Origin of the sequence: Geofilum rhodophaeum, from assembly GCF_002210225.1 — a bacterium.
GTDB lineage: Bacteria > Bacteroidota > Bacteroidia > Bacteroidales > Marinilabiliaceae > Geofilum > Geofilum rhodophaeum.
Map to the genome: position 1 here is coordinate 52356 of NZ_MWUJ01000007.1, position 25907 is coordinate 78262.

At 48.9% G+C, this 25907-nt stretch carries 13 protein-coding genes and 1 tRNA gene; 7 read left to right on the forward strand and 7 right to left on the reverse strand.

The genetic code is table 11. The annotated features are described in order from the left end of the window. Together B4W65_RS08350 and B4W65_RS08355 are read left to right on the forward strand one after the other, a co-directional pair. The gene (locus tag B4W65_RS08350; RefSeq protein ID WP_088654691.1) at positions 1–3267 is read left to right on the forward strand and encodes a PAS domain S-box protein; all 3267 of its coding nucleotides are present in this window, start codon (positions 1–3) and stop codon (positions 3265–3267) included. A gap of 24 nt (positions 3268–3291) precedes the next feature. After that, positions 3292–6288, forward strand: coding sequence for an ATP-binding cassette domain-containing protein (locus tag B4W65_RS08355; RefSeq protein WP_088654692.1), 2997 nt, complete (start codon positions 3292–3294; stop codon positions 6286–6288). Here the strand turns inward: B4W65_RS08355 and B4W65_RS08360 are convergent. Next, positions 6285–8462: an ATP-binding protein gene (locus B4W65_RS08360; protein ID WP_088654693.1), complete on the reverse strand. Its 2178-nt coding sequence runs from the start codon at positions 8460–8462 to the stop codon at positions 6285–6287. The two genes, B4W65_RS08355 and B4W65_RS08360, sit on opposite strands and share 4 nt — an antisense overlap. Positions 8463–8571: 109 nt before the next feature. Here B4W65_RS08360 and B4W65_RS08365 point away from each other — a divergent pair, with 109 nt between their 5' ends. From B4W65_RS08365 to B4W65_RS08385, 5 genes are all read left to right on the forward strand, one after another. Next, positions 8572–11745 (forward strand): PAS domain-containing sensor histidine kinase, encoded by a 3174-nt coding sequence (locus tag B4W65_RS08365; RefSeq protein ID WP_088654694.1) that lies wholly within the window; start codon positions 8572–8574, stop codon positions 11743–11745. Between the two features lie 60 nt (positions 11746–11805). Next, positions 11806–12969: a hybrid sensor histidine kinase/response regulator gene (locus tag B4W65_RS08370; protein ID WP_088654695.1), complete on the forward strand. Its 1164-nt coding sequence runs from the start codon at positions 11806–11808 to the stop codon at positions 12967–12969. A gap of 47 nt (positions 12970–13016) precedes the next feature. After that, positions 13017–13877 carry a hypothetical protein gene (locus tag B4W65_RS08375; RefSeq protein WP_088654696.1) on the forward strand — a complete coding sequence of 287 codons (861 nt, stop codon included), beginning with the start codon at positions 13017–13019 and terminating at the stop codon, positions 13875–13877. Positions 13878–13904: 27 nt separating this feature from the next. Further along, a complete protein-coding gene (locus tag B4W65_RS08380; protein ID WP_088654697.1) occupies positions 13905–14354 on the forward strand; it encodes a hypothetical protein in 450 nt (149 codons plus the stop codon). 105 nt (positions 14355–14459) lie between these two features. Then, positions 14460–14533: transfer RNA gene (locus B4W65_RS08385), tRNA-Arg, on the forward strand. Positions 14534–14624: 91 nt separating this feature from the next. Here B4W65_RS08385 and B4W65_RS08390 read toward each other — a convergent pair. The 6 genes from B4W65_RS08390 to B4W65_RS08415 form a co-directional block, all read right to left on the reverse strand. Further along, positions 14625–16130 carry a calcineurin-like phosphoesterase C-terminal domain-containing protein gene (locus B4W65_RS08390; protein WP_088654698.1) on the reverse strand — a complete coding sequence of 502 codons (1506 nt, stop codon included), beginning with the start codon at positions 16128–16130 and terminating at the stop codon, positions 14625–14627. Between the two features lie 79 nt (positions 16131–16209). Then, on the reverse strand, positions 16210–17688 hold the full coding sequence (locus B4W65_RS08395; protein ID WP_088654699.1) for a hypothetical protein: 1479 nt from the start codon (positions 17686–17688) through the stop codon (positions 16210–16212). A gap of 38 nt (positions 17689–17726) precedes the next feature. Continuing rightward, positions 17727–20531, reverse strand: a complete 2805-nt coding sequence (locus B4W65_RS08400) for a M16 family metallopeptidase (protein ID WP_088654700.1) — start codon at positions 20529–20531, stop codon at positions 17727–17729. Positions 20532–20623: 92 nt separating this feature from the next. After that, a complete protein-coding gene (locus B4W65_RS08405) occupies positions 20624–21097 on the reverse strand; it encodes a hypothetical protein (RefSeq protein WP_240509518.1) in 474 nt (157 codons plus the stop codon). 5 nt (positions 21098–21102) lie between these two features. Continuing rightward, entirely contained in the window at positions 21103–22527 is a 1425-nt protein-coding gene (locus tag B4W65_RS08410) for a RagB/SusD family nutrient uptake outer membrane protein (protein WP_158522807.1), read from the reverse strand. 48 nt (positions 22528–22575) lie between these two features. After that, positions 22576–25875: a SusC/RagA family TonB-linked outer membrane protein gene (locus tag B4W65_RS08415; RefSeq protein ID WP_088654703.1), complete on the reverse strand. Its 3300-nt coding sequence runs from the start codon at positions 25873–25875 to the stop codon at positions 22576–22578. Between the last annotated feature and the right edge of the window lie 32 nt (positions 25876–25907).

The following is a 25907-nucleotide window of genomic DNA, read 5'->3' on the forward strand; positions in this document are numbered from 1 at the left end:
ATGAAAGTCCTCTCCTTCAGTCTGTTTTTGCTCCTTCTGTTTCAGTCGGCCCTCCCCCTGGAATCGGCCGACTCCCTCCTATATGAGCCCATTCGAAGAAAAATTCTGGTCAAAGGCGACCAGTTTTACCCGCCCTATGAGTTCATCAACGCAGAGGGCGAACCCGATGGCTTTAACGTGGAGCTCTTCCGGGAGATTGCCAAAGAGCTCAATTTTGAGTACGAATTACAACTCGAGCCCTGGGCCGCCGTACGCAAACAACTCAAAGCCGGGGAAATCGACATCATTACCGGCATGATGATTTCCCCCGCCCGTGCCCAAGAGCTGGAATTCGGACTCCCCCACAGTGTAATGACCTTCGGAATTTTCACGCATGCAACTAAAAATTTCAAAACGCTGGAAGAGCTGCGCGGCAAAGAGGTGATTGTACAAGATGGCGATTTGATGCACGACTACCTGCTGGAAACGGGACTAACAACGCACATAATAGCGGTAACGGATCAATTGGAGGGACTGGAACTCATCAACCGGGGGCAATACGATGCGGCGCTGATGAGTAATTTCCAAGGCGCTTACTTACTCAAAAAGCACAAGCTCAACAAAGTGGTGGTACGCACTTCCTCCATTGAACCCCGCCGCTACGCCATGGCAGGCGCCAAGGGCAACGAAGAACTGATTCAGACCCTGAATATGGGTCTGTTTCAACTTAAGACCAACGGCACCTACGACCGACTTTACAACAAATGGTTTCAGGTTTACGAAAGCGGCTATCAGTTCAAGCGGGTAAGGCCCTGGCTGTACGGCGGGGCTGCCCTGCTGCTGTTTTTGGGGGTGGTGGTTTTGATCATGCGCCAGCAGGTTCGCCGTGCAGTGCGGCGCTTGGGACATTCTGAAAAGCGCTACTCTGCGCTTATTGAAGTCTCTCCTGTAGGAATGGGTGTAGTTAATGGACGGACAATTGTAGAAGCAGGCAGTCGCTTATGTGAACTATTTGGCTATAGGGAGGAGGATTTTATTGGGCAGGACATAGGCCTTTTGCATTTTACCAAGGAAGAGGATGAACGAGTTGGAAGAGTCCTTAATCAGATGGTTGCGGAGCGAGGCCAAGGAATGTGCGAAACCACACTTAAACACAAAGATGGGACACCCATTGATGTCATTGTATATTCCGCACTTATCGACCCTAAAGACCCGAATTCCCTGGGCTTTTTTACCTGCACCGATATCAGCGCCCTGAAAAAAGCACGGCGGGAGCAGGGAAAAAACGAGGAACGCCTGCGCAGTATGCTGAACCTGATGCAGCAGAAAACGGCCGGGATTAAGGAACTGCTCGACTTTGCCCTCGACGAGGCCATAAAGCAGACCGACAGCGCCCTGGGCTTCATCAACACCTACAACTACAAAACCGAACAATTTGAAACCGTAGCTATGTCGGGTCAGGTTATGGACGAGTGCAAACTGCCCCCGCAAAGGTGCTTCGAATTAGAAAAATCCGGTTTTTGGGGAGAAGCGGTGCGGCAACGCAAGGGCCTTTTCCTGAACGACTTTAAAGAAATTCACCCATTAAAGAAAGGCTATCCCGAAGGTCACGTTGAAATTGAAAAGTATCTGACGCTGCCGGTAATCAGCGATAAGGAAGTGGTTGTAGTGGTGGGCCTCGCCAACAAAAAAGAAGATTATACCGAACGCGACATCCTTAACCTGTCGGTACTGATGGATACCGTGTGGCGCATGATAGAAAAGAAGAAGGCCGATGATCAGCTGGCACGACTCTCCCACGCCACCCAACACAGTCCCGTTTCCGTAATAATAACCGACACCGAAGGTCGCATCGAATTTGCCAATACCCGTTTTATGGAAACGTCCGGCTACACCCTCGACGAGCTGGAGGGGCATGTTCTTCGGGTGCTGCGGCCAAACCATACCCCCGAACCGGAGTTTTCAAAAATGTGGGCGGCCTTGCGCGCCGGAGCAATCTGGCGGAGCGAATACCAAAACAGCAACAAAAGCGGCGCCCCCTACTGGCAAAGCTACAGCATCAGCGCCTTGCGCGACAAGCAGGGCACCATCACCAATTACGTGGTGGTGAGCGAAGACATCACCCAGGATAAGCAATTGCAGCTCGAACTGGTGGCGGCCAAGGAAAAGGCGGAGGATAGCGACCGCCTGAAAACCGCCTTCCTCAACAACCTCTCGCACGAGGTACGCACCCCGCTCAATGCCATCGTGGGTTTCTCCGAATTTATGACCGACGAGGCCCTGCCCGACGACAAGCGGGCGTTGTACTCACGCACCATCATCAAAAGCAGCAACCAGTTGCTGAGTCTGATGGACAACATCATCAACATGGCCCTGCTCGAATCGGGTCAAGCCAAGGTGCAGAAGAACCAGGTGGGCATCAACCAGTTGCTGAACGACGTGTACAACCAGATTCAGGTAACCACCGCCAAACCGGACATCACATTGAGGGTGAATTCCCAAATTCCAAGAAACAGCGACGAAGTGCTGCTCGACCAGACCAAGGTGGTACAAATCCTCTTCAACCTCCTCAGCAATGCTTATAAGTTTACACGAAAGGGCCTCATTCAATTTGGCTGTCGCCTAAAAAACAATCAATTGGAGTTTTTTGTGGAGGACAGCGGTGTGGGTTTTCCGGCAGAAAAAAGAGCGCTGTTGTTCGAAAAATTTCATCAGGGCAGCAACAGCATTACGGGACTAAAAGACGGAATGGGACTGGGACTGGCGCTCACCCAATCGTATTTGAAGCTGCTGGGTGGCACATTTGATATGGAATCGGAACCCAACGAGGGAACCACCATCCGTTTTCGGCTGCCCTACGAGCCGGCCACCGCGGAGACAAATGTACCACTGGTAAAAGACAATATCGAACTGACATCCAAGGCCACCCTGTTGGTGGCCGACGATGTGCCGGTGAATCAAATCATTATTCAGGAAATGCTGGACGACCAGGACATCACAACCCTGTATGCCTCCAACGGTCAGGAAGCCATCGATATGGTACAAAAGCATCCGGAAATATCGGTGGTTTTGATGGATGTAAAAATGCCCGTCATGAGTGGTTACGAAGCCACTGCGGAAATTAAAAAACTGCGCCCCGACCTACCCGTCATTGCCCAAACAGCCTATGCCTTGTCGGGCGATAAGGATAAAGCCCTGGCAGCTGGTTGCGACGATTACCTGTCCAAACCCATTAAAAGAGAAGCCTTGCTGCACAAGCTCAACCTTTACCTCAACCGCGAAAAATAATTTTACGCGCAAAAAGTTTAAGTAATGAAGGAAAAAGCACTGGCCTCCGTTGTTTCGTTATTTGCCCTGGTGGCGGTTTTTAAGCCGGGCAAGGGCTACACCCTGATCACCAACATTCTGGAGGTGTATCTGTCGTCCTTGTTCACCGAAAAAACGACGGAGCGTTTTATGGATTATTTCCGTCAGAAAATTAAGGACTATCTCGATTATAAGAACAACCATGGCGCAGAGGAGTTCGAGCGCTTTTTTGAGGCCGAAATCGATGCCAACTGCTACATACTCAGCCGTGAAGTCCTGCCCGACCACCGCATGTTGGCCCTCATCTACCTCATCGAGTACATACCCTACATGTCGGGTCGCACCTCCTTTTACCTTGCCGGAGAATCGTCCAGACTGATACACAGCATTGCCGAAAAACTGGAAATTCCGCGAGACGATTTTGAGGACGCCATGGCTTTCAGCACCGAAAACTACCAAAAGGTAAGTGCTCACAATCCCCTGTATTTGATCAGCGACAACAGCGACCTGCAAATAGAGGGGGTAAAGGTGGACTGCAAAGAAAACCTGGAGGGACAATTGATTTTTATCCGCATTGTTTCGCTCGACACCATTCTTTTGAAAGTCAGCGGTCAGGCCTACTTCGAAATCAACGACCGCAAGCTGTACAAACGCAGGACCTATATCCTGGAACCGGGCACCGTTATTCACGCCGGTGAAAATCAGCACTTTTACTACAACGATGTGGCCCGTGCCCTTACCCCTGCAGAGCAATTACAGCCGCTGGTCCTGGAAGCCGAGAACATCAGCTTTCGCTTTCCCAATGGGGTTTATGGTATCCAGCCCATGAGTTTCAGCTGCAGTTCGGGCGAAATTGTGGCCATAATGGGCGGAAGTGGCTCAGGGAAAACCACCCTGATGAACCTGCTGATCGGGGCCCGGAAACCCTACAGCGGGAGCATTCGCGTCAACAACACAGAAGTCTTTGACCATCCCGATATTGTAAAGGGACACATTGGCTATGTGCCGCAGGACGATGCGCTGATCGAAGAGCTCACCGCCTTCCAAAACCTGTACTTTATTGCAAGTCTGGCCCACAAGGACCTCGATCGCCCCCAACGGGAACAGCTGGTCAATGAGGTCATGGAAGAACTCAACCTGACCAAAATCCGTCGGCTTAAGGTGGGCAATCCACTCGACAAAGTCATCAGCGGGGGCCAGCGTAAGCGCCTGAACATCGCCATTGAGTTGATTCGTAATCCGGGCATCTTGTTTCTGGACGAACCCACCTCCGGTTTATCGTCCAGCGACTCGGAGAACATCATGAAGATTCTGAAAAAGACGGCAGCCTCGGGGCGTCTGGTCATTATGAACATCCACCAGCCTTCGAGCGACATCTACAAGATGTTCGACAAGCTGCTGTTCATCGACAAGGGCGGATACGCCGTTTATTATGGCCCGGCCATGCAGGTGCCCTCCTACCTCAAAAAGGCCCTGAGACTGGCTGATGCAGGCGAAAACGAATGTCAGACCTGTGGCAACCTGAATCCCGACGATATTTTTCACCTTATTGAGAGTCGCAACATTGCGACCCAGGAACGCAAGGAAACACGAAGAATATTTAGTCCCGAACGCTGGCACCGTCGCTTTTTGCGACACCTGGAACAAAGTCCCCCCAAGGAAGCCCGCCCCATCGAAAAACTACAACCCCAGCCGGTGCAGACCCCGGGCCGTCTGCGGCAGTTTGTACTGTATCTGCAACGCAACCTGCTGACCAAGTTTTCCAACTACTCCGAACTGTTGCTGGCCCTGCTCCTGCCTCCGGTGCTGGCCTTGCTGCTGAGTGTTTTCTCGCGCTACATTGCCCCCTTTAATGAAAGCTACAGCTATCACCTCAACGACAACATACCTCCCTTTATCTTTATGAGCGTAATTGTGGCCATGTTTGTGGGCATTATGAGCGGATCGGGAGAGATCATCAAGGATCGAAAAACGCTGAACCGGGAATCGTTTTTGGAACTCAGTTACGGCTCCTTCGTCTTTTCCAAACTGAGCTATCTGATTGTACTCTCGGCCCTGCAAATGTTGACCTACGTATGGGTAAGCAAATGGATTCTGGAAGTCCCCAGCGGCAACACCCAGGCCTGGGTGCTGCTGTGGTCCACCACCGTAGCCGCTTCGGTAATGGGCCTGGTCCTTTCGTCGATTTTCAAGACCATGGCCTCGGTATATTTGGCCATTCCCTTTGTGCTGATCCCCCAAATTCTGTTTTCAGGAGCAGTTATTGACTTCAACAAAATCAACCCCATTTTTGCCTCCGACAAATACGTTCCGCTCATCAGTGAGCCGATGTTGTCGCGCTGGGTGTACGAAGGTGTATCGGTGAGTCTCTACCTCGAAAGCGCCTATACCCGGGAGTTGTACCGGACCGAAAAAGGCATCAATGAAAGTGGTTATACCCGTAACTTCCTGATTCCTGAAATGGAAAAGCACTTTTTTGGCCAAAGCTGGAGCACCACCCGGGTACTCAGTACCGATTCGGCGGACTTTGACTTGATAAGAGACGGCATACGGCAAATTGAAGCGCTCAACGACACAAGCTATGGCGCACTGTACGCCGGCGGAGTCATCAAGGGAGAGGATTTCAGCAACTTTCTGGGCGAGCGCCGTCAGGAACTGCTGAAGGAGAACAACCGCCATCAAATGTACAAGGACAGTTTGATTGAGGCGATGGGCTACGACAAGTACCGCCTTTTACAGGAAAGCACCAACCAAAAGCTGCAGCAGGTAGTGGTCGACGAAACCAATGTGGAAAAGGTTCGCGTGGCCGACCAGAAATTTATCCGCAAAATGGCACCTGTGTACCATATTCCGGAGCACCGCTGGGGACGCGCCCATCTCTACGCTCCGGCCAAACGAGTGGGCAGCTGGACCCTGAATACTCACAGCTTCAACACCCTGGTTATTTGGCTGATGAGTCTGCTCTTTTTAGTCCTTGTACTGCTGCGCAAACCCCGCATTTAGGAGAGTCGGTTCAAGAGGCGCACCACCCCCAAATAATCGAGGGGCTTTACCAAGTAGTCGATGAAACCGGCATTCATGCAGCGGAGTTTCTCTTCACCGACAAAGTAGGGGGTCTGAGCCAGCACGGCGACCGTTGGTTTGATTCGCTTGAGGGCCTTAATCAACTCATAGGCGTCCATGTCGGACAGGCGTACATCGGTAATCACCAGATCAATGTCGCGATTTTCGAAAAGAATATCTATGGCGGCTGCCCCATCGTGGGCATAGTAAATTTTGGTATTGTGCCGGCGCAACTGTTCACGTACCTCTTTTAAGGCATCGGGCCCATACTGTACCACCAGCACCTTGCGCAGGCGCTCCTCTGCATCCGGCTTGCCCTCATCGCGCATATTCAGCGGCAGCGTAAGCAAAAAACGACTGCCCTTACCCGGTTCTGAATCCACATCTACGTCTCCCCCCATGGCATCCATCGTTCCTTTAACTATGCTCAAGCCCAGACCAAGTCCCCCATACAAAACCTTTTCGGCATCGTTGAAGGTCATGAAGGGCTGAAACAGCTGGTACTTACTCAGTTTTTTAATACCTATGCCGGTATCGCTGACCCAAAAGAGCAGCTGATCCCCTTCCTTCTCGTAAGCCAGGCCCAATTCTATTTTTCCTTCCTGGGTAAATTTCACCGCATTGTCCAGAATCAAATGCAGGGTGTTCTCCAACTTGTCGCGATCGACATACACCTTACCCGGCACCTCTGCGGCATCAAAGCGCACACTTACTGCTATGCGGTCTTTTGAACATTCCTTCAATTTTTGTTGCAAATAAACCTCCAGATCGGCCATCAGTTCCCCAGGCTCCATCCAATCCTTCTCTACAATCACCTGTCCGTTTTCCAGTCGCGCCACTTCAACCAGGGCATTCAAGATCTTCAGCAGATTGTCGCTGCTGCGACGGATCATGATCAGATAATCCCGCTGGGCTTCGCTCACCTCATCTTGCTCCAACAACTCCACAAAACCCAGAATGCCGTTCATGGGCGTACGTACTTCGTGCGACAGATTAGATAAAAAGAGGGTTTTTAAGCGATTGCTCTGGTCCACCATGTTCTGCTGTTGAAACAGCATTTCTTCATAGTTTTTGCGCACCTGCACTTCTGCCTCATTCTGCTGCATCCGCAAAATGGTGAAGATGTAGGGCCGCCAACCGTTATTAACGTAACGTGCCTTCAAAATTAAGGTCCCCTTAGCGGCCAGGACCTTTACGCGGGCTGAAAGACTGCATTCGGGGTTCACCCGGTAATCGTTGTTGACAAAGCGCTCCAAATCTTTTTGATCTTCCACGTCTAAAGCGGCCCAGAGTGTTTCCGGATGGAGCTCACTGCTTCGCAAATCAAGCATGGCCAGGGCAGCGGCATTGATGTGCTCAATTAGGTCCGCCCTTCCATCGGCTCCGGGTTGCCAAACGATCACGCCATCGCTCACCGTCTCCAGCAGCTCCCGAAACATCAAACGGCTGCTGCGCAGGGTCGATTGGGCATCCTCAATTTTTGAACGCTGCGCTTCCAGGCTGCGCTCCAGGTGAAGACGCTGCTTTTTGTCGCTGACCAGGCGGGTAAGGTCCTCCACCAAAAGCAACAAAACGCCATCGCCCGACCCGCTTTCCATCGGGAAAATTTTAATGCGGTAGTACTTGCCGTCGAGTTGCAGCTTGTGACTTACGGGACTGCGCTTGTCTCGCGCCCGGGTAAGACTGGCTACCAACTCCTCTTTCAGGGGACCTTCGCCGGTCCACTCCAACAGCGAAGTCCCACTCAAGCGTGCCATAGACTTGCCTCCCCAAAGTGCCCCCTGTCCAAATCCTTGTATCACCTGATTTTCAGCATCCACCAACAAAACCCGGAGTCCCCCAAACTTAACCAGTGCAAATTGCAACAAACGATTGCGCTTGCGCAACAAGCGAATAAGCAAATCCTGCTTATTCATCTGTCGGTATATCAACACATACAAGAGCAGGGCGGTTATGGCGACGTATGTAACCCCTTTCAGTGTCTGGAACCAAAGCATCCCTTCGGGCGTATGGGCCCACCCGGGTTGAATACGGTCCGACAGCCAGATCCATGCCACCCCAAGAAGCAAATACACCAAAGCAATGCGCAGTGCCGGTCCCCAAATTCTCTTCATACCACACTTAATTTGTGTCTAAAATACTAAAACTTTAGTAAACCACGCTACAACCTTTTTAACAATTACTGCGTATTACCGCCTAAGCCGAACCAATAAGTGGAGAATTATGATGGAAGAGCAAGTGGCCCGGTCTTTATTGTCGGCCATTGACCAGCCCCTGGTGCTGATCGACAAGCAGCAACGCATTATTTTTGCCAACAGCAACCTGCGCCGACTCTTACAGTTGGAGGAAGAAGAGGAGCTGCCGGACTTTCTGGGACAACTTTTAGCCTGTGTGGAGGCCCCTGAAGCGGGGACTTGTGGCCAGAGCGCACGCTGCGCCAAATGCAAAATGTGGCAAATCACCCAAAAAGCTTTTGATGACGATGCCCCTGGGGAAGAACAGGACGGTCTTTTTTTGCTGCGCAAGGGCCGGCAACCCGGCCCTTGGCGGCTGCGCTTTTCCGTCCATCCCATAGCGCTGGAAAAACCAGCCATACTGCTCACCTTCCACTCCCTCAGCCCCGCCGCTTCGCAGGAGGCAGTCAACGAGAATACGGGAGAAACCACGGCGTATTTTGCAGAGGCCCACCCCCAACTGCCCGATACACAGGCGAGTCTGCATGCCTATTTCAGACACAACAAGGACGGCATTATGGTGCTCAATGCCCTGGGCGAACTGGTGGTCTGGAACAAACAGCTGGTTCAACTGATGGAGTGCACGCCGGAGGAGGCACGAGCGCAGTTCCTGAACAAACTGCTGACCCTGCGAAATCCCGAAAAGGATGGCTTGCTGCTCGATTGGCCCATGATCAAGCAAATGCGTCACGAATACCATCAACTGGAGGGCTTGCTCACCACCTGCAAACAACGTGACTTGATGGTGCAGCTGACCATTACCCCCATCTATACGGAGCAGGGGACTTTGGAAGGCTCCATTCTTATCATCGAAGATTTAAGTCGCGAAAAATCCTACAAGGAGCAAATGGAGCTTCACCGCTTCTCCCTGGAATTTTCGCCTTCGGAATTCTACTACCTGAACAAGCAGGGAAAGATTTTGTACGCCAACCGACAGGCTCGGGAGAATTTCGACGACAAGCCCGAAGGAAAAAACATTTCTGAAATCAACCAGGCCATTGATTTAAGCTGGTGGAAACAAATCATGCGGGCCCTGCAGGAAGAGGACTATTTGGAGTTTGAAGCCTTCCACCACAAAGGAGATGGGAGTCTACACCCGGTGCGCGTGCATGTATTTATGCCCGACCGCAGCAATTCAGGGCTCTATTGCTACTATTGCAACGACATCAGCGGCCAAAAGCAAGTGGAAGCAAACCTGCTTAAAGAATCGCGCTACAATCAGAGTCTGGCCGAAATCAGCAAGGAACTGACGGTGCACAACCAACTGACCTCCGTAAAACTGCTGGTACGGCAGTATGCGCTGGAAATTACCGAAAGTGAATTTGCCTTTCTGGCCTACCGCAATCCGTTGACGCAGGAGCTTCGTTCCACGGTCTATTCCGACCCTCCGGCCGATTACAACAACGCCATTATGCTGCTCGAAAGCTATTTCTGCTTTCATGCCCCGGACAAAAAGAAGGATACGGAGGCTTTGCGCAGCTTTTCGGACCGTATCATTAACAAAGAGGATGACCTGCTCATCAACGAACAGTCCATTCGCAAATTGCTGCCCTTTGAGCGCTTCTGCATTACCGGGATATACTTTAATCAGCAATTTAAGGGCATCATGGTGGTGGCAGGCAAAGGCAGCGATTACGAGGAGGACGATCTGGAGCACCTGCAAAACCTGAGCAATATGTTTGCCCTGGCCATCAACCGCATACAGGAGGAGGACCGACTGCTGGAGACCATCGACCAGCTGGAGCTGGCGATGCAGGTGGCCAACATCTTTACCTTTGATGCGCGTCCCCTGCTCAACGAATTCACTACGACCTCACAATACACGGAAGGCGAAAGCGGAAAAACAGCCCGTAACCGACACCTACTCAACAACTTTATCGACAAGGTACATCCCGAAGACCTGTCTGCGGCCATGGCGGCTGTTGAGGAGCACCGAAACAGCAATTCCCCTTCCTTTAAGGTGGTAACACGCATGCGCATGAAAGGCAAACAATACCGCTGGTACGAAAGCAGCGGACGCATCATGCGACTGACCGATTCCGGAGAAATTGAGCGGGTGGTGGGACTGTCGATCGACATTACGGAAGAAAAGGAACTGAATCAGCAACTGATCGCCTCGCGCGAAGAAGCCATTGCGGCCAACAAGGCCAAAAGTGCCTTTCTGGCACGCATCAGTCACGAATTCCGCACCCCTTTAAATGCCATCATTGGCTTTACCGACGTACTCAACAATACGGTCAGCGATCCGGTACAAAAAGAATATCTCTTAAGCATTAAAAAGAGCGGTCAAAATCTGCTGCGCTTGATTACCGACATCCTGGATTACTCCAAAATTGAGGCCGGTAAAATCGAGTTGCAGCTGCGTCCGGTCAATCTGGTGCACCTGATCTGTGAGACCGAGACCATGTTCATACCCAATGTAAAGGAAAAGGGTTTGGTGTTTAATGTGGTGGTGGACGAGCCCATGCCCAGGCTCTTGCTGCTCGACGACTTGCAGGTTAGGCAGATACTGATCAACCTGCTGGGCAATGCCATTAAGTTTACGGAGCGCGGCTCGGTCGATTTGTATGTGCGGGCCGAAGAAGGGGTCAACAATATGGTGGACTTGACTTTTCGGATTACCGATACGGGGATAGGGATCAAGGCAGAATCTTTGAAAAAGATATTTGAAGACTTTACGCAGCAGGACGACCAGGACAACCGTCGTTTTGGGGGCACGGGTCTGGGCCTGGGCATTGTGCGCAGCATTGTGCAATTAATGGGCGGCAGCATCGACGTAGAAAGCAGTCCCGGTGCCGGCAGTGCCTTCACCGTTACCCTGAAAAACTGTAAGATGGTGGAGGGAGCAGAAGGTCAGCATGCAGACCAGCTGCCCAAAGTGCTGCAACAAAGGGGGGGCGACCTTGTTGAAATAGCGGGAGCTTGTCGCGAGGCCGTACACGAGGCCCTGAAAAATGTGTGGCCAGCTTTTCGGCAACGCATGTCTTTCAAACAAATTCCTGACTTGGCAGGGATTTTGCAGAAGACAGGCAAGACGCATGACGACCGGCTGCTTCAAGCCTATGCAGAGCGCCTGCAAAAATCGGCCGACACTTTTGATGTAGAGGCACTGAACAGGGCTGTAGCCGAACTGGAAGAATACGCAAAACTAAAGGACTTATAAGGCAGTCTTTAACAATTTGTCCGATATTTGCGTACACGCACTTAGCAATAGACCAAAAATATGAGTAAAGGACGCATACTTATCATTGACGACAACCCCAAAAACATTCAGGTGGCCGCCTCCATTCTGGTACAGGCCGGCTACGAAACGGAGTTTGCGCTGGATGGGGAAGCGGGACTGCAGTGGCTGGACACGGAGGATTTTGACCTGATTTTACTGGATGTAATGATGCCCGGCATGGACGGCTTTCAGGTCTGCCGCAGCATCAAAGGGCAGCCCCGTCTGCAAAAAACCCCAGTCATTTTTGTCACCGCCAAAGCCGACCGCGACAGTGTGGTACAGGGTTTTGAGGCAGGGGGCGAGGATTACATTACCAAGCCCTACGACGCACGGGAGCTGGAAATTCGTGTCAAAAACCAAATTGAACTTAAAACCAACCGCGAGCTGCTCGAGACCATGAATAAGCGTCTCGAAGCCCGCGTAAAAGAAAAGACCGAGAACCTGGAAGAACTCAACAGCAGTCTTGAAAAGACCAACAGCGAACTGAGTCACCGCAACAGCGAACTCCAGCGCCTCGAAGAATCCAAGCAACAGTTCCTGAACCTTTTGGGAAATGAAGTTTCCGGTTCGCTCAACGACGTGACCGCCATGCTGCAGGTCATCAAGTACAAGGTCGATTCTAAAAAAGTAGCTCAGCTGGTCGACCGCATCGACCACTCTCTTTCCAAGATTGAAATCTTTGTCAACGCCGCCCTGCGCATCACAGAATTGCAGTCGCACAGCGCATCTTTAAAGCCGGAGCGCCTCGAAATGGGCAAGCTGATAGGCTTTGCCATGTTTCAGCTGGACGAAAAAATTCGGCGAAAACAACTTAAAATAGATAACAAAAGTACGGGCCAAACCGTATTACTAACCGGCGAGAGTCAGCTTTTGATGGCGGGACTGGTAATTGTTCTCGACTTTTTTTTGGAACGCAACGAGCCCGATGCGGTACTGAGTATCGAAATTGAACACCAAAACAACGGCGTGAGTCTCCTTTTCAAGGACAACGGCCCACATGTCAGCGACCAGGAAATAGAAAGCTATTTCGACACCTTTTTCACCGGCAACCAATCGCTCAACTTTGCCCGCATGATTGCCGAAGCCCATTTGGGAAGATTAACAGTAAGCAACCGAACCGACAACAACGGCCTGCTTTTGATTTTTGGTTTGTATATAGAATAAGGCGGCCGACGATAACAGCAAACACAACAGCAATCAAAGCAACAAATATGAAGCAATTTTCCGCAATGAAACAAACCACAGTGGCCCTTCTGATGATGATGGGCAGTTGGATGACGACTACCGCACAAGACATAGCGGTGTCGCAGGAAGAGATGGTGGTGGAATACTATGCCGTGCCCTCCCCCGAGGAGATTCTCTCGTACATACACAACAACGAAATCACCTACACGCCAAAACTGATGAACAGTCCCACCAACAGCGACAAATACCAGACCTCCAAAGAGCGCCTGGTAGCTTTTGGCATGTACCTGGCCGACATGGCCTACGCAGGCAGTTTTGAGCAGTCGGGCACCGCCCTGCGCTACTTTGAAGTCACCGAGCGCTCCGGCAAGAGCATGAATTTATTTCCTGCCGAAATTGAGGGTTTGGTAGAGCGTATGCTCAACAATATGAACCGCATCGACTCCATCAACAACATTTACGATGAGTTGTACCTGATGGTGATTGCCAACCTGCACGACACCGACCGCTTTGGCGAGTATGCCCTGATTTCGGCCGGCGGTTTTATTGAAGCCCTTTATCTGGCGCTCAACTCTTCCGATTCTGATTTGAAAGAGGACGGGTTTAGGATGCGGGTCTGGGACCAGAAAATGATTTTGGACCAGCTCAAAAGCATGTTCAACAAGTACCTCAACGAGACCCAGAAAGCGCAGGTGATGAAGGACTTTGAAGGTGTTTTTGCGGCATTTGACGAGTTTGCCAAAAGTCCACAAGCCACCACCAGCAACAAACGCGACGATGGCGCCATGGTACTGGGTGCTGCTCCGGCCAAGGCAAAAGCAGTCAACCCCATCGAAAACATCCACCAGGAAATCAACCTGCTGCGTGCTAAGTGGGTGAGAGAATAGTGTAGAACCGATAAAATGGCATGCTCCATGAAAACGATATTCACAAGACTTATACTGCTGTCGGCCTTGCTCCTTGCTGGTGGTCTTCCCCAAGTCAAGGCACAAAGTTGTCGCGGCTACGACAAACGCTGTGAGTCGGCCCCCAAGCATTTCGAAGCCAGCTCACTAACGCGCTCCGTTACCGTACGCAAGGCACGAAAGACCGTCATCAACCAGGTGTTTTATGGCGACCGCGAATATTTTGTCTCAGTTTGCGGACACCGCAGACTGGGAAAGATTCATTTCCGACTCATCAGCGACGATGAGGACCAAATGGTTTTGTACGACAACGCAGTGGACAATTTTAAGGAAACCCAATTGTTTGTCATTCAAAACACCATGAAAGTAAAATTGGAACTCTCGGCACCACATTATTTCGACGACCGCAATGCCGAATGTGCAGGGGTTCAGATTCACTACCACCGCAGCGATCGCTGAGGCCATGGCCGCACAACTTTAAAAACCCGATAACACGGCAAAATATCGACTTAAAAAATGGGCACTCGCCCATTTTTTGCTATATTTGCACCCCGAAAACGGTCTGGTCCGGTAGCTCAGTTGGATAGAGCAACAGCCTTCTAAGCTGTGGGTCTTGGGTTCGAATCCCAACCGGATCACGGTTCGAGACCGCAAATCTTTGTTTTACAAGGGTTTGCGGTTTTTCTTTTCAATTCCTGCAACCCAAATAAGAACAAAGGAATTATTCTGTCACTTTGCGGGATTAAAAAACAGGGTGGTTCCTACAGCTGAAAACCCATAGTCATCGTGGGCCATAATGTTGATGCGAAGAATGGGGCCTTCCCCTTCCAAATCGGGCAATTTGGCCGTCCAAATATGCGAGGACGCAGATGACCTGAGGGCAGAACGCTGACTGTAGGCACTTGGGTAAACATCGGCCCTATTGAGCGCCACCAAGCGTTGAACCGAAGGATCAGCCATACGGGTTCTTTCCATTTTTATCCATTCACCGTTATTGACCTGAAAATATGCCTCGGTCTTCTCAGAGCCAGCGTAAATATTGGCCACCAAAGTACCTTCTAAATCTACTGCCCAGGTTTTGTCAATGCTGTCCTGCCCAGCCAGCCAAATATGCATTTGCTGCTGCGCATCCATTCCCACCCCCTTAAATTGAAATTTATAGTCGCTGCCCTCAAAATCAAGAACAAAATAGTTTCGTGGACTCCCGTCTTGCATGCTTGCATGGGGCAAACCCCGAAAATCGCGCTCTCCGGTCCACCAATTCCCCGACGAAGCACCTACAACTAATTCTGAAACATTTTCCCCAAAAAAATGACGACTGACTCGATGGGTGTGCCCCGATAAGACCAAAACACGGCGATCCTCACCAAGCAAGGCCAACAAGTCGTCACGATTGCGGGTAAAGACCATAGGAATGTGCTGGGCAATAACCACCGTTTGATCCTTTGGAAGAAGTTTCAGGTTATTGGCTAAAAAACGCAACTGGCTGTCACTGTACCTGCCGTGGTAACTCCTGGAGCCATCCGACCAAACATTATTTAGGACAACAAAATGGATTTCGCCATACGTAAAAGCATAAGTGCTGGCCCCAAAATGAGAATTGTACACACTGTCCTGCCAAACCGCCTGCACCGACCGGTCATGGTTTCCGTAAACAGTCCACACCGGAGCCTGGAGCTGATTCAAAACCGCTTTTACTTTAGTTTCCAAACCGCTGTCACTGTTCACCTGATCACCTAAAAACAAATGAAAATCAAGATCCTGACGCTGCACCAATTCACTAAGCACCGTTTGATGGGCATAGTGCAGTTCTTGAAGATTATCGACCTGCATATCGCCAACAGCACTCATTCGGAACTGCGATAATGCTTTTCGTTTTATCAATGGAAAATACAGCAGCTCCTTATTTTGCTCTTCGGGACGTGGCAAATAGACGAAATCGCCATTCTGAATACCTAACGACAGACCATAGTCGGCAGGCAAAATAGGAAACACGCTGACACCGGGCGCAACAGGAAGCTTAAATCGCCCATTTCTATCACTCAAAACGATGGTATCTCCATTGGAAACTCCGATCCCTTTCAGTCCGCGTTCCCGACCATCCATACGACCATTGTCATTAACATCTTCAAAAACCAGCCCCGCAATCCATGCTGGCCCAGATTGTGCAGACAAGCTGAAACTGGTGCCAGACAGCATAAGGAACAAGATCCAAATAAACCTAAGACGCATCATAAGAATTGTTTCTAAGCATTATTAAAGAAAGGGGTGCTCCCTAAGGCGCACCCCTTCCCCCCCTTTTTACCCACTCTAATTATTCTACAGGTACATCGTACTTATATAAGTTGGTCTGGTCATTATTGGCACTGGTAAAGATGGCATAAGCCACCCCATTTGCAGCAAAAGCCATCGACAGGTCAGACGACTCCACCTCACTCAAAACTACCGGACTGGTCCAATCCTGAGCATCCTCATCAAACCCTACAACGGCAGGAAATAAATTAGTGTCGCGAAACATCAGATGAGGCACACCCATCGGCGAAAGCGCCAGGCTAAATTCACGTGTGGTTGCAAAATCCACATCAATGGCTGATCCAATATTGCTCCAGCTGCCGGTTTCAGCATCCAATCTCATCACTTTGGGACGAAATACATCATCACCCAAAGCATTATCCGCAACAGCAACATATACGTTGCCATCGGCGTCCACGTCCATGTCCAAATCACGCAAGTGTATTCCTGTTGAGTTCTCATCACGATAGTCATCAGACAAAGTAGTCCAGGCACCATCTGCATAACTGTACACCGAAATGGAACCGACATTCTGATTGTAAACGGTCAGGTACACTACCCCATTAACGTTCTTGCTTACCTGAATATAGCCAATCATATCAGAAGCACGACCAGGCATAGCTACAGAAGTCGACCAGCTGGAACCATCGTACTCTGAAATGTTCAACTCACGACGGATCAAAGCTCCTGCGGCATTGTTCATAGCAAAGACAAAAGGATTTCCGTCGTTTTTCAAAACAATTTCGCTGTTGCCCATACGAACATCGGTAATGCCCTTTCCACTCTCGCCACCTACATAACTCCAGGCTCCCGAGTTGTATGTCATCGCACTCATACTCTGCCCTACTTCGGCTGTAAAGTCAGCAAAGGAGATAAAAGGAGTTCCTTCCGGACTAAAAGTTAAAGAAATGCCAGATGCACGCCCCTCAGAAGCCAAACCACCCAGCGGAGCAAGTACGCCTTCTTCAAGCGCCAAAACACCTGCCAGGTAATCGTCGGTGGTCTCACCCGACTGAACGAAACCAATGTAAGGCAACTGATTGGCAGGATTCACCTTCAACACGATTTCACGCATATTGGTCGCATCACTGGTCAGGGGCCCCCAAACAGCATCAGGTAATTGGTCTATTACAACCGTATACATACTATTGTTGGTTCCTTCAGTTACCACATAATCAACAGGCGTAGAGAAATCATTTGCCGTTTCCCCACTCACCTGTACCTCTTCACCAACGGTAACCACATCGTTCTCCGTGGCTTCAAAACGAGCTACGAGAGCCGTTTTGTCCACATAATCAGGCAAGGCAATTCTGATTTCCTGGCCAACAGAGGTAGCCACATAGTCGGTCAGCAAAACCTCCTGATTGTCTTCAGCGTAAAAACCAAAGCTCACCAATTCAGCCTCTCCATAAACAGGCATATCGTCATCGTCGTCGTCACAGGCCACAAATAAACCAGCCATAATAAACAGATACAACAAACTAAAAACAGTCCTTTTCATAATACTTGATTTTAATTAATAAATGGATGATCGTTTACTTACTTCACTTCGGGCTTGGGATTAAGGATCACCTTAATAACAGGTGTTGCAATAAAATCGTTATATATAGCAGCAGCCACATCTTCAGCTGTAACGGACTCCACCCACTGGTCGTACTTCAAAAATGAGTCCCACCCATCTTCTTTATTGAAGAGACTGTTGCGAATGGAGCGACTCCAAAACATATTTCTTTGCTGATCGGAAGTCCACTTTTGAATCATATTAAGCTTCACATCCGCCAAAATGGGAAGAATCAAATCCGGATTGCCTGCCAACAACTCCAGTTCTTGTTTGGTCCGGTCGATGAGCGCATCCACATCGTCCGGATTGGAGGCAAATCGAATGGTACTTCTACGAAGCACCGAAGGATGAATCGTGCTTCCGGTACTCACACCCACACTGTAAACCATACCCATTTCTTCACGCAAAGTTTGCAGCAAACGGGTTCGCAATACCGACTGGGTCATATCAGCAACCAATTTGTAACGATCCATATCCCCCTCAATTTCGGTGGATTGAAACATCAACGAAACCGTAGCTCGTGGCGAGTCTCCTACAGCACGTTCAAACACCAGAGGAGCCTCCGGAAGTACCGGTCCGCTATAACGATAGCCGGTATCCACTTTACCTCCCGGCAATCCACCGATGTATCGTTCAATAAGGGGCTTGATTTCTTCAAAGGGCATATCCCCTAAAATCACAAACTTATATCCTCTTGCACTGCCAAAATTCTGATTAAAAACGGGCAACATACGCTCGTAGCTCAGTTCGTTATTCAGCAGCGAATCACTAAGCTCCCTGCGGGTATAACTGTCGCCATTGATCAACAATCCCAAATCACGATAAAAGGTATCGGTGGCCGTTTTATTTTCAGTCAGATACTTTTCAATAGATTGTTCCTTTATTTGTTCAAACACTTCCCGCTCAGCTCTGGGCTGGGTCCAACGCAAATACAACAACTGAAAAAGCTCCTCTACATTTTGATGATCTGCATTACCCACAAGACCCGATCTCGTTTTCTCTATCAAAAACAACATAGAAACGGTTTTATCTGCGAGGTAGTGACTAAGGCTCTCACGAGAGAAGCGCCCGGCACCACTAAGCGTGGCCAACCTGCCAGCAACCAAGCCATTGACGTAATCAGTGCTGTCAAGGGCATATAGCCCTCCTTCTCTAAAGCCACTAAAGACAATGCGATTCCGATCCCGCTCGGAGTACTTGTAAATGACTTCAGCGCCATTCTTTAATCGAATGTGATGCGCCTCCAAATCCTCCTCCCAGTTCAGCTCCTTAAGCTTCCTCTTCCTTGGCTTTTTCTCCAACAATTCATCGTACAGCTCATAATCCAATTCAAAAGGCGCTATATCTGCCGTTTGCAATGAATCATAAAGTGCCATTATGGTTTCATCTGAAGGAAGCTCCTCTCCAACCTGATCAAAATAGCTCAAAAGGAAGCGCGTTGCCTCGGGTGCCCGGAGCTCTTGCAACTGCTGAACCAATGCCAGAGAATCAATTTCCTTAATGTACTTTTTAGCCAACTGATACTCTAATTCCCTGGTAACAAACTTATGTCCGACATAAAATGCAGCATAAAGCTCGTCCATATACGAAGAAGACGGCGTTGGAGATTTTGACTCCGCCTTATCACGCAAACTATTAAGATAGCGGGTTTTCACCTTATCAATTTCCAAAGGCACAAAACCATATCTAAATAGCTGTTCCACCCGGGTCATGTAGGCTTTCATGCCTTCATAAACCTTACCGGGCACCAACTCGGCCGATCCCATCAAAACCCCCTTGGCATTGATGAAGCCGCCTACTGAATAGCTGCCCGATTTGTAATCGGGATGGTTGAACGAAAGGGTACCAAAACGCCCCCTGATGAGTTGATTCAACAACTGACGCTGAAGGTAATTCTTGTAATCCTCCTCATTGACAACCGCTGAAGGACGGTCGGTCAACTGAATAATATTAAACTCAATTTTATTGAGCGACTCATGGCTTACCCTGCGCACCCCCACTTCAGCAAAATCAGGTATCAAAAACTCCGGAAGTTCACCGGCAAGACCACATTCCAAGTCCCCAAAATGTTTCTGCAAAAGCGCCTCCGTTTCCTTTACATCAACATCGCCAACTACCGCAACAGCCATGATGTTGGGAGAATACCACTTCTCGTAATAATCTCTTAATCTCTGATGAGGGAAATGCTTAATAACAGCTGTATCCCCTATCGTTAGGCGCTCAGAATACCTTGATCCATTCAGAAGCTCCATTAAAAAAGCTTCCTGCGCATCTCGCTTGGGACCGGTTTGCGAAAGCCACTCGGATACAATTACCCCGCGTTCGTCCTCGATGGCCAGACTGTCCAGGGTGAGCCGTCCCGCAATATCGGAAAGAACCATTAAGCTGGAATCTAAGATGCCCGGCTCATTAAGCGACATAGACAATTTATACACTGTCTCGTTGAGCGATGTATGGGCATTAAAATCGACACCAAACTTAGCCCCCTTTCTTTCCAAAAATTGAATGAGTCCGTTGTCCGGAAAGTTTTGAGTACCATTAAAAGCCATGTGCTCCAAAAAATGAGCCAGTCCTTTTTGGTCGTCCTCTTCCAAAACCGATCCCGCTTTAATAAACAAGCGAAACACAGCCTCATCTTTTGGAAAATCGTTGGGATAAATATAGTAAGTGAGTCCATTCCCCAGCTTTCCCTCCGTAAGGTGAGGGGTCTGTTTTAGTTCTTGTGCAGCACCAGACCACATAAAAACAAAACCCAAAAACAAACTCCAAAACAATTTAATCATGAATACAGTCTTTAAAATAAAAATATACAATCCGGCAGGATAAACGGCCTCCCTGCTTTAAAAGCGGAAAATCGTACATCCACCGGCACTCATTAAGGAACCTTGGTTATAGTCAGCTCAGTTTGTAAGGCATCGGGTCCCGGCAATCCCATAATAAGTCCCCCGTCGTTAGCAACCAATGAAATAACAAGGCTGTTTTCGGCTTCGGGATCTAATGCATTGGCCATCCAACGGATACGAATGGGCATGCGGTAAATTCCGGGTAAAAAAGTCAGTTCGGTGCCACTGCTCAACAACTCATAATCGACTCCTTCTGTAAGCCCCTCGCCAACGGTTAGGTCATACTGTACTTTCAAAGATTCAGAACGGGGCTTAGAACTAAGGTAAACATAATACTCGCCAAGCACATTGGCTTTTGCAGAAACAGTTACCTGCGAAACGTTCTGATGCATAATGTGCACAAAAGGCTGGTCAAAGGGCTCCTGCTCCTCTTTGTCACAAGCGCTGAACAACAAGGTCAACACCCCAAGCATCATTACTGCTTTGTTCAAATTCATACGATTCATATCCGTTAATTTACTGTGGGGTTAGGAACGATATTGGTATTGGTGTCCAGTTCTTTTTGGGGAATGGGCAAAACAAACAAATCACTCGGATAACTAATTTCTTGCACCGTCGAATTAGTCTTCACAGGTCGTATCAGGGATTGCTTGCGACGAATGATGTCGTAAAATCGATGGCCCTCAAAAGCCAATTCCCTGGCCCTTTCCTTATCTATCATGATCAATAAGGTCGCCTCATCTTCTGAAACATTAAGATCATCGGGCGAAAGCCCGGAGGCTCTTGCCATAATGGCCTTCAAATCGCCAACCGCCTCACTGCCTCGATTGGTATTGGCATAGGCCTCTGCACGAATAAGATACATTTCAGACAGCCTTAAAACAATGGGATCATAGTGCTTGTCCAAATCACTAACATTGGCAGTAATGAAGTACTTTCTACACGCCGGAGCGCCATCTTCATTCTGCAACAGTTGAAGTCTTATATCATTCGGGTCGTCAAAGAGAGCAAGTAAAGTGTCGGCTGGAATGGCAGCGGGCGACGTGGGAGAATAAAAGGAAGAGAGACTCGAACTCTTTTCCAAACCATTGACCCTGAAAATCATCTCGTCCCCGGGAATCATTCCGTTGAACATAGCCAAATAGTTTTCGCCGGTGGATAAAGGCAATTCATCTATAAGCAAGCCGGCATAACGAATGGCGTTTTCCCAATCTTCCATGTACAATGCAGCTCTGGCTCTAAGCCCGTATGCTGCCCATACCGAGGCATGGTAAGGATTATGCACATTCTTGTCCTTAAGCAACTCAATGGAATGTTCCAAATCAGCAACAATTTGCTGAAAAACAAAGGCCACCGAACTTCGTCCCACATTGTCATCGGCACCAGGCGTTTTCAGTAATACAGGGATGCCCGGATGAGAAGCATCAGAAGTATAATTATAGGGCTGGGCGTAAACCCGAACCAGGTCAAAATGCGCTAAGGCTCGTAAAAACAATGCTTCCCCCATAATTTGCTCCAACTCCTGTTGATGCTTGGGGAAAGCCTGCAACAAGTCGGGCTGATACTGAATAATGTTGTTGATGTTGGCCATGGCCTCATAAATGTAACGCCAGATATAGCCTACTGCTCCAGTTTCCGATTCCGGATCAGAAGTAAAATTGTACTGATCAATCATATCTGCATTGCCGCCTACAATGTTCAGATGAACCATGTTACCAGCCAACTCGGGATAACGCAAAAACTGAGAATCATAATACTTATACACCCCGCTGTATGCCCCGGGCAGCGCAGAACGTATGCCCTCCATATCCGAAAAGAAAACCGGTATACTGGTCTGCCCAATAGGATCAACATCCAAAAAATCACAGCTTTGACTGCTCCATCCCAGACCGATGGTAAGCAGAAGAAGCACGCTCCATTTTTTTATTTTCCCCATTCTATAAATATTGTTGAATACTTTCATGTCAAACATCCTTTCTGCTGATTAAAAAGTTAAATCGAGACTTAACGAGTACATGGCTTCCATGGGATAGCCACTCATCGATTGCCTATACGAGTTTCGATCTTTTTGATCGTAGCGCGTCCACAGACCAATATTGTCTGCAATAAAAGACATCCGCGCACTGCCCAGATTCATAGCTTCCATCCATTGTCGTGGAAAAGCATACGACAAAGATATATTCTGCAAACGCACATGGGTCTTCTCATGCAAAAAGCGGGTTGAATTCATCACCGATCCGGTAGAAACCCCCCAAATTGGTTTGGGAGCCAAAGCCATATCACCCGGCTTTTGCCAACGATCCAGCTGGTTAACAGACTGGTTCTCCGACATAATATTGAGCCCGTCCGAAGAGGTACCACGACCGAAGGAACTGAAGCCATAGCCGCCAAGTACATAGTTCAATAAAACCCGAAGCTCCCAGTTTTTATAGCTGACATTATTAATAAGGGCTCCAGTTAAATCGGGAGAGGACGATTTATAAGGTACACGGTCTGCATAGTTGTAGGTTTTAGTAATATTGCCCCTGGCATCGTACCACATGGGACTCCCGTCCCGGGGATCCACCCCGGCCCAACGCACCAGGTAGTAGGTATCTAAACCGTGTCCTTCTTCCCAAATTTTAGTACCCATTACCTTTTCTATTCCGTTGTACAGCTCAAGAAGGGTATTTTGATTATGAGACATATTCAATTGGGTCGTCCACCTGAAATTATCATTCACCAAATTGGTGGTGGTGATTACGGCCTCAATGCCTCTGTTGCGAATTGACCCAACATTTCTGTGCACGCGCGTTGTTCCTGTGGTGCGCGACACATCCAGATTACTGAGCAAATCAATGGTCTTATTGTTGTACCACTCCACATCAATGTCGATGCGGTTAAAGAACTTCACACGCAAACCCACATTGGTCATATAGGTGGTTTCCCAGCTCAAACCGGGATTGGGACTGGTCGACATGGCGGCACCGGCCTGACCGTAATAGTTGTCACTTTGATTGTAAGAATAGACCCCTCTGGCTTGGTTGGTTCCCAAACGAGAGTTGCCGTTACTACCAAAACTTCCCTTAAGTTTCAAAATATTGATCAGCGCACTGTTAAAAAAGGACTCGTTGTGAATGTTCCACGATGTGGCCACTGACCCGAAGTTGGCCCAACGAACATCGTCACCAAAATCAGAATCCCCATCCTTACGAACATTAAAGGTAAAATAGTACCTGCGAGCGTAGGAATAGCCACCCCTGGCAAAAAAGGACATGGAGCGGTCAATGTTGGAACTGCTGGACCCCCTGCGATCTACCGCATAGGAAATCTCCTTTATGTGATCGTTCACAAAACCCGAACCAGTCGCGTTTACCAGGCTATATTCCTTTGAGCCCAGTTCAAAGCCCAACAAACCATTCACATTGTGCTTGCCAAAATCTTTAGTATAATTAAGGCGCTCGATATTGGTCCAATACAAAAAATTTGAGTGCCCACGTGTAGAATAGCCAACCGGTTCGCCAGAGGAGGTCATACCCGACCAATTGGTTCTGGCTTTATAAACATCTTCGTAGTTACTCTGGAAATCCACACCTATCTGTGAGGTTAAGGATAAACCGTCCATAATTTGATACTCCAGTGCCAGATTGGAATTGGAAGCAAAAGAGCGCTGCCGGTGATCGTTCTCCTCCCGTTCGGCCACCCTATTGAAAAATCTTGCAGTACGCCAAAAGGGATCACCATTAATTTCCCGACCATCAACATAGCGGTTGTTCAAACGAAAACTCCCATCCTCATTGTAAACGTCGTAAATGGGCAATGTTTCATAATAACTGGAACCAGGGTTGAAAATATTATTGATATTGTAAGAAGCTGAAGATCTTATATGTACTGTCAATTTGTCAGCCAGTTTCAATTCGTTGTTCACCCTAAGCGAATACCTCTCCTGATCATTGCCTATAACGGTTGACTCCTGTTTATAATAACCTCCGGATACGTAGTACTTCGAGCGCTGATTGCCTCCCGACAAAGTCAGGCTGCCTTGATAGCTCTGACCCATATCATAATAAACATCGTACCAATCGGTACCAGCTGTGGAATAGGAATTCAACGCATTGTCTTGAAAGGGAAAGTAGGTGGGATCAAGACCCGCATTGTTGTAGGTTTCTCTGGCCAAATCCATATATTGCTGAGCATCCAACACCTTAAAGCGAGTAGATTCGTTGATGCGCGACACACCGTAACGAGCTGAAAGCCGAATGTTTTGCTCCCCCTCCCTACCCTGCTTGGTGGTTACCAGTATGACTCCATTGGCACCGTTGGCCCCATAAATAGACGTTTCAGAAGCATCCTTAAGAACCGTAATAGACTCGATGTCCTCAGGATTGATATAGGAGAGGGGACTTACCGAAAGACTCATTCCGACTACCATATTGGTATTGTTTCCGGTATAGATGGGTGTTCCATCTACAATCCATAGCGGCTCGTTGGAAGCTGCCAGGGAGGCTTCACCCCTAACCCGTGTATTGTATCTGCTCCGTGTGCTGGCCGGAGCATCGGTATTGGGTTCAATAGTAAGTCCCGGAACCAGGCCATCCAAGAGCAAATCTACCCGTCCAGCCGGCAACACCTCAATATCCTTTGAGCTCACCTGATAAGCACTACCCACCATATCCATCTGATTCTGTCGCTTTCCGTAGGCACCCACCACCACTACATCGTCAATCACCTGATCCTGCGATTGCATAGTGATATTAAACATACTTTCATTGCCAACCTCAATTTCCTGGGGCTGCATCCCAATGAAGGAAAACTGCAGCACTTCCTCCTGTCCCATCCGGACACGAATCTCAAACATGCCATCAACATCTGTTACCACCCCCTGGTTGGTCCCTTTCAGAATGACATTAACTCCCGGAATAGCTTCTTTACGGGCGTCTGTTACACGACCCACTACCAAACGTGTTTGCTGAGCTTGATTTTGGTTTTGCCCCTGCTGGTTACTCGTTGTGGAAACAATAATTTGTTCATTCACCAATTCATAACTGTTCGAGCTGCCTTCAAAAAGCTCCTCAAGCACCTGGTCTATATTGTCTCTGGCAGCCGAAATGCTTACCCTTCGATTTAAGTCGACAGTCTCCTCGCTGTATATAAACTTGTATCCACTGACCGCTTCTATTTCACGGATGGCCTCAACCAGACGAACACTATTCAAATCCAGATTTAGTTCCTGCGAATAGCTTTTGCCCGCTATCGAAACCACCGAGATCATAAAAGAGACAAGTAATAATTTCCAATTCGTCATAATTCACTGCTAAATTTCCTAACTAACAAAAC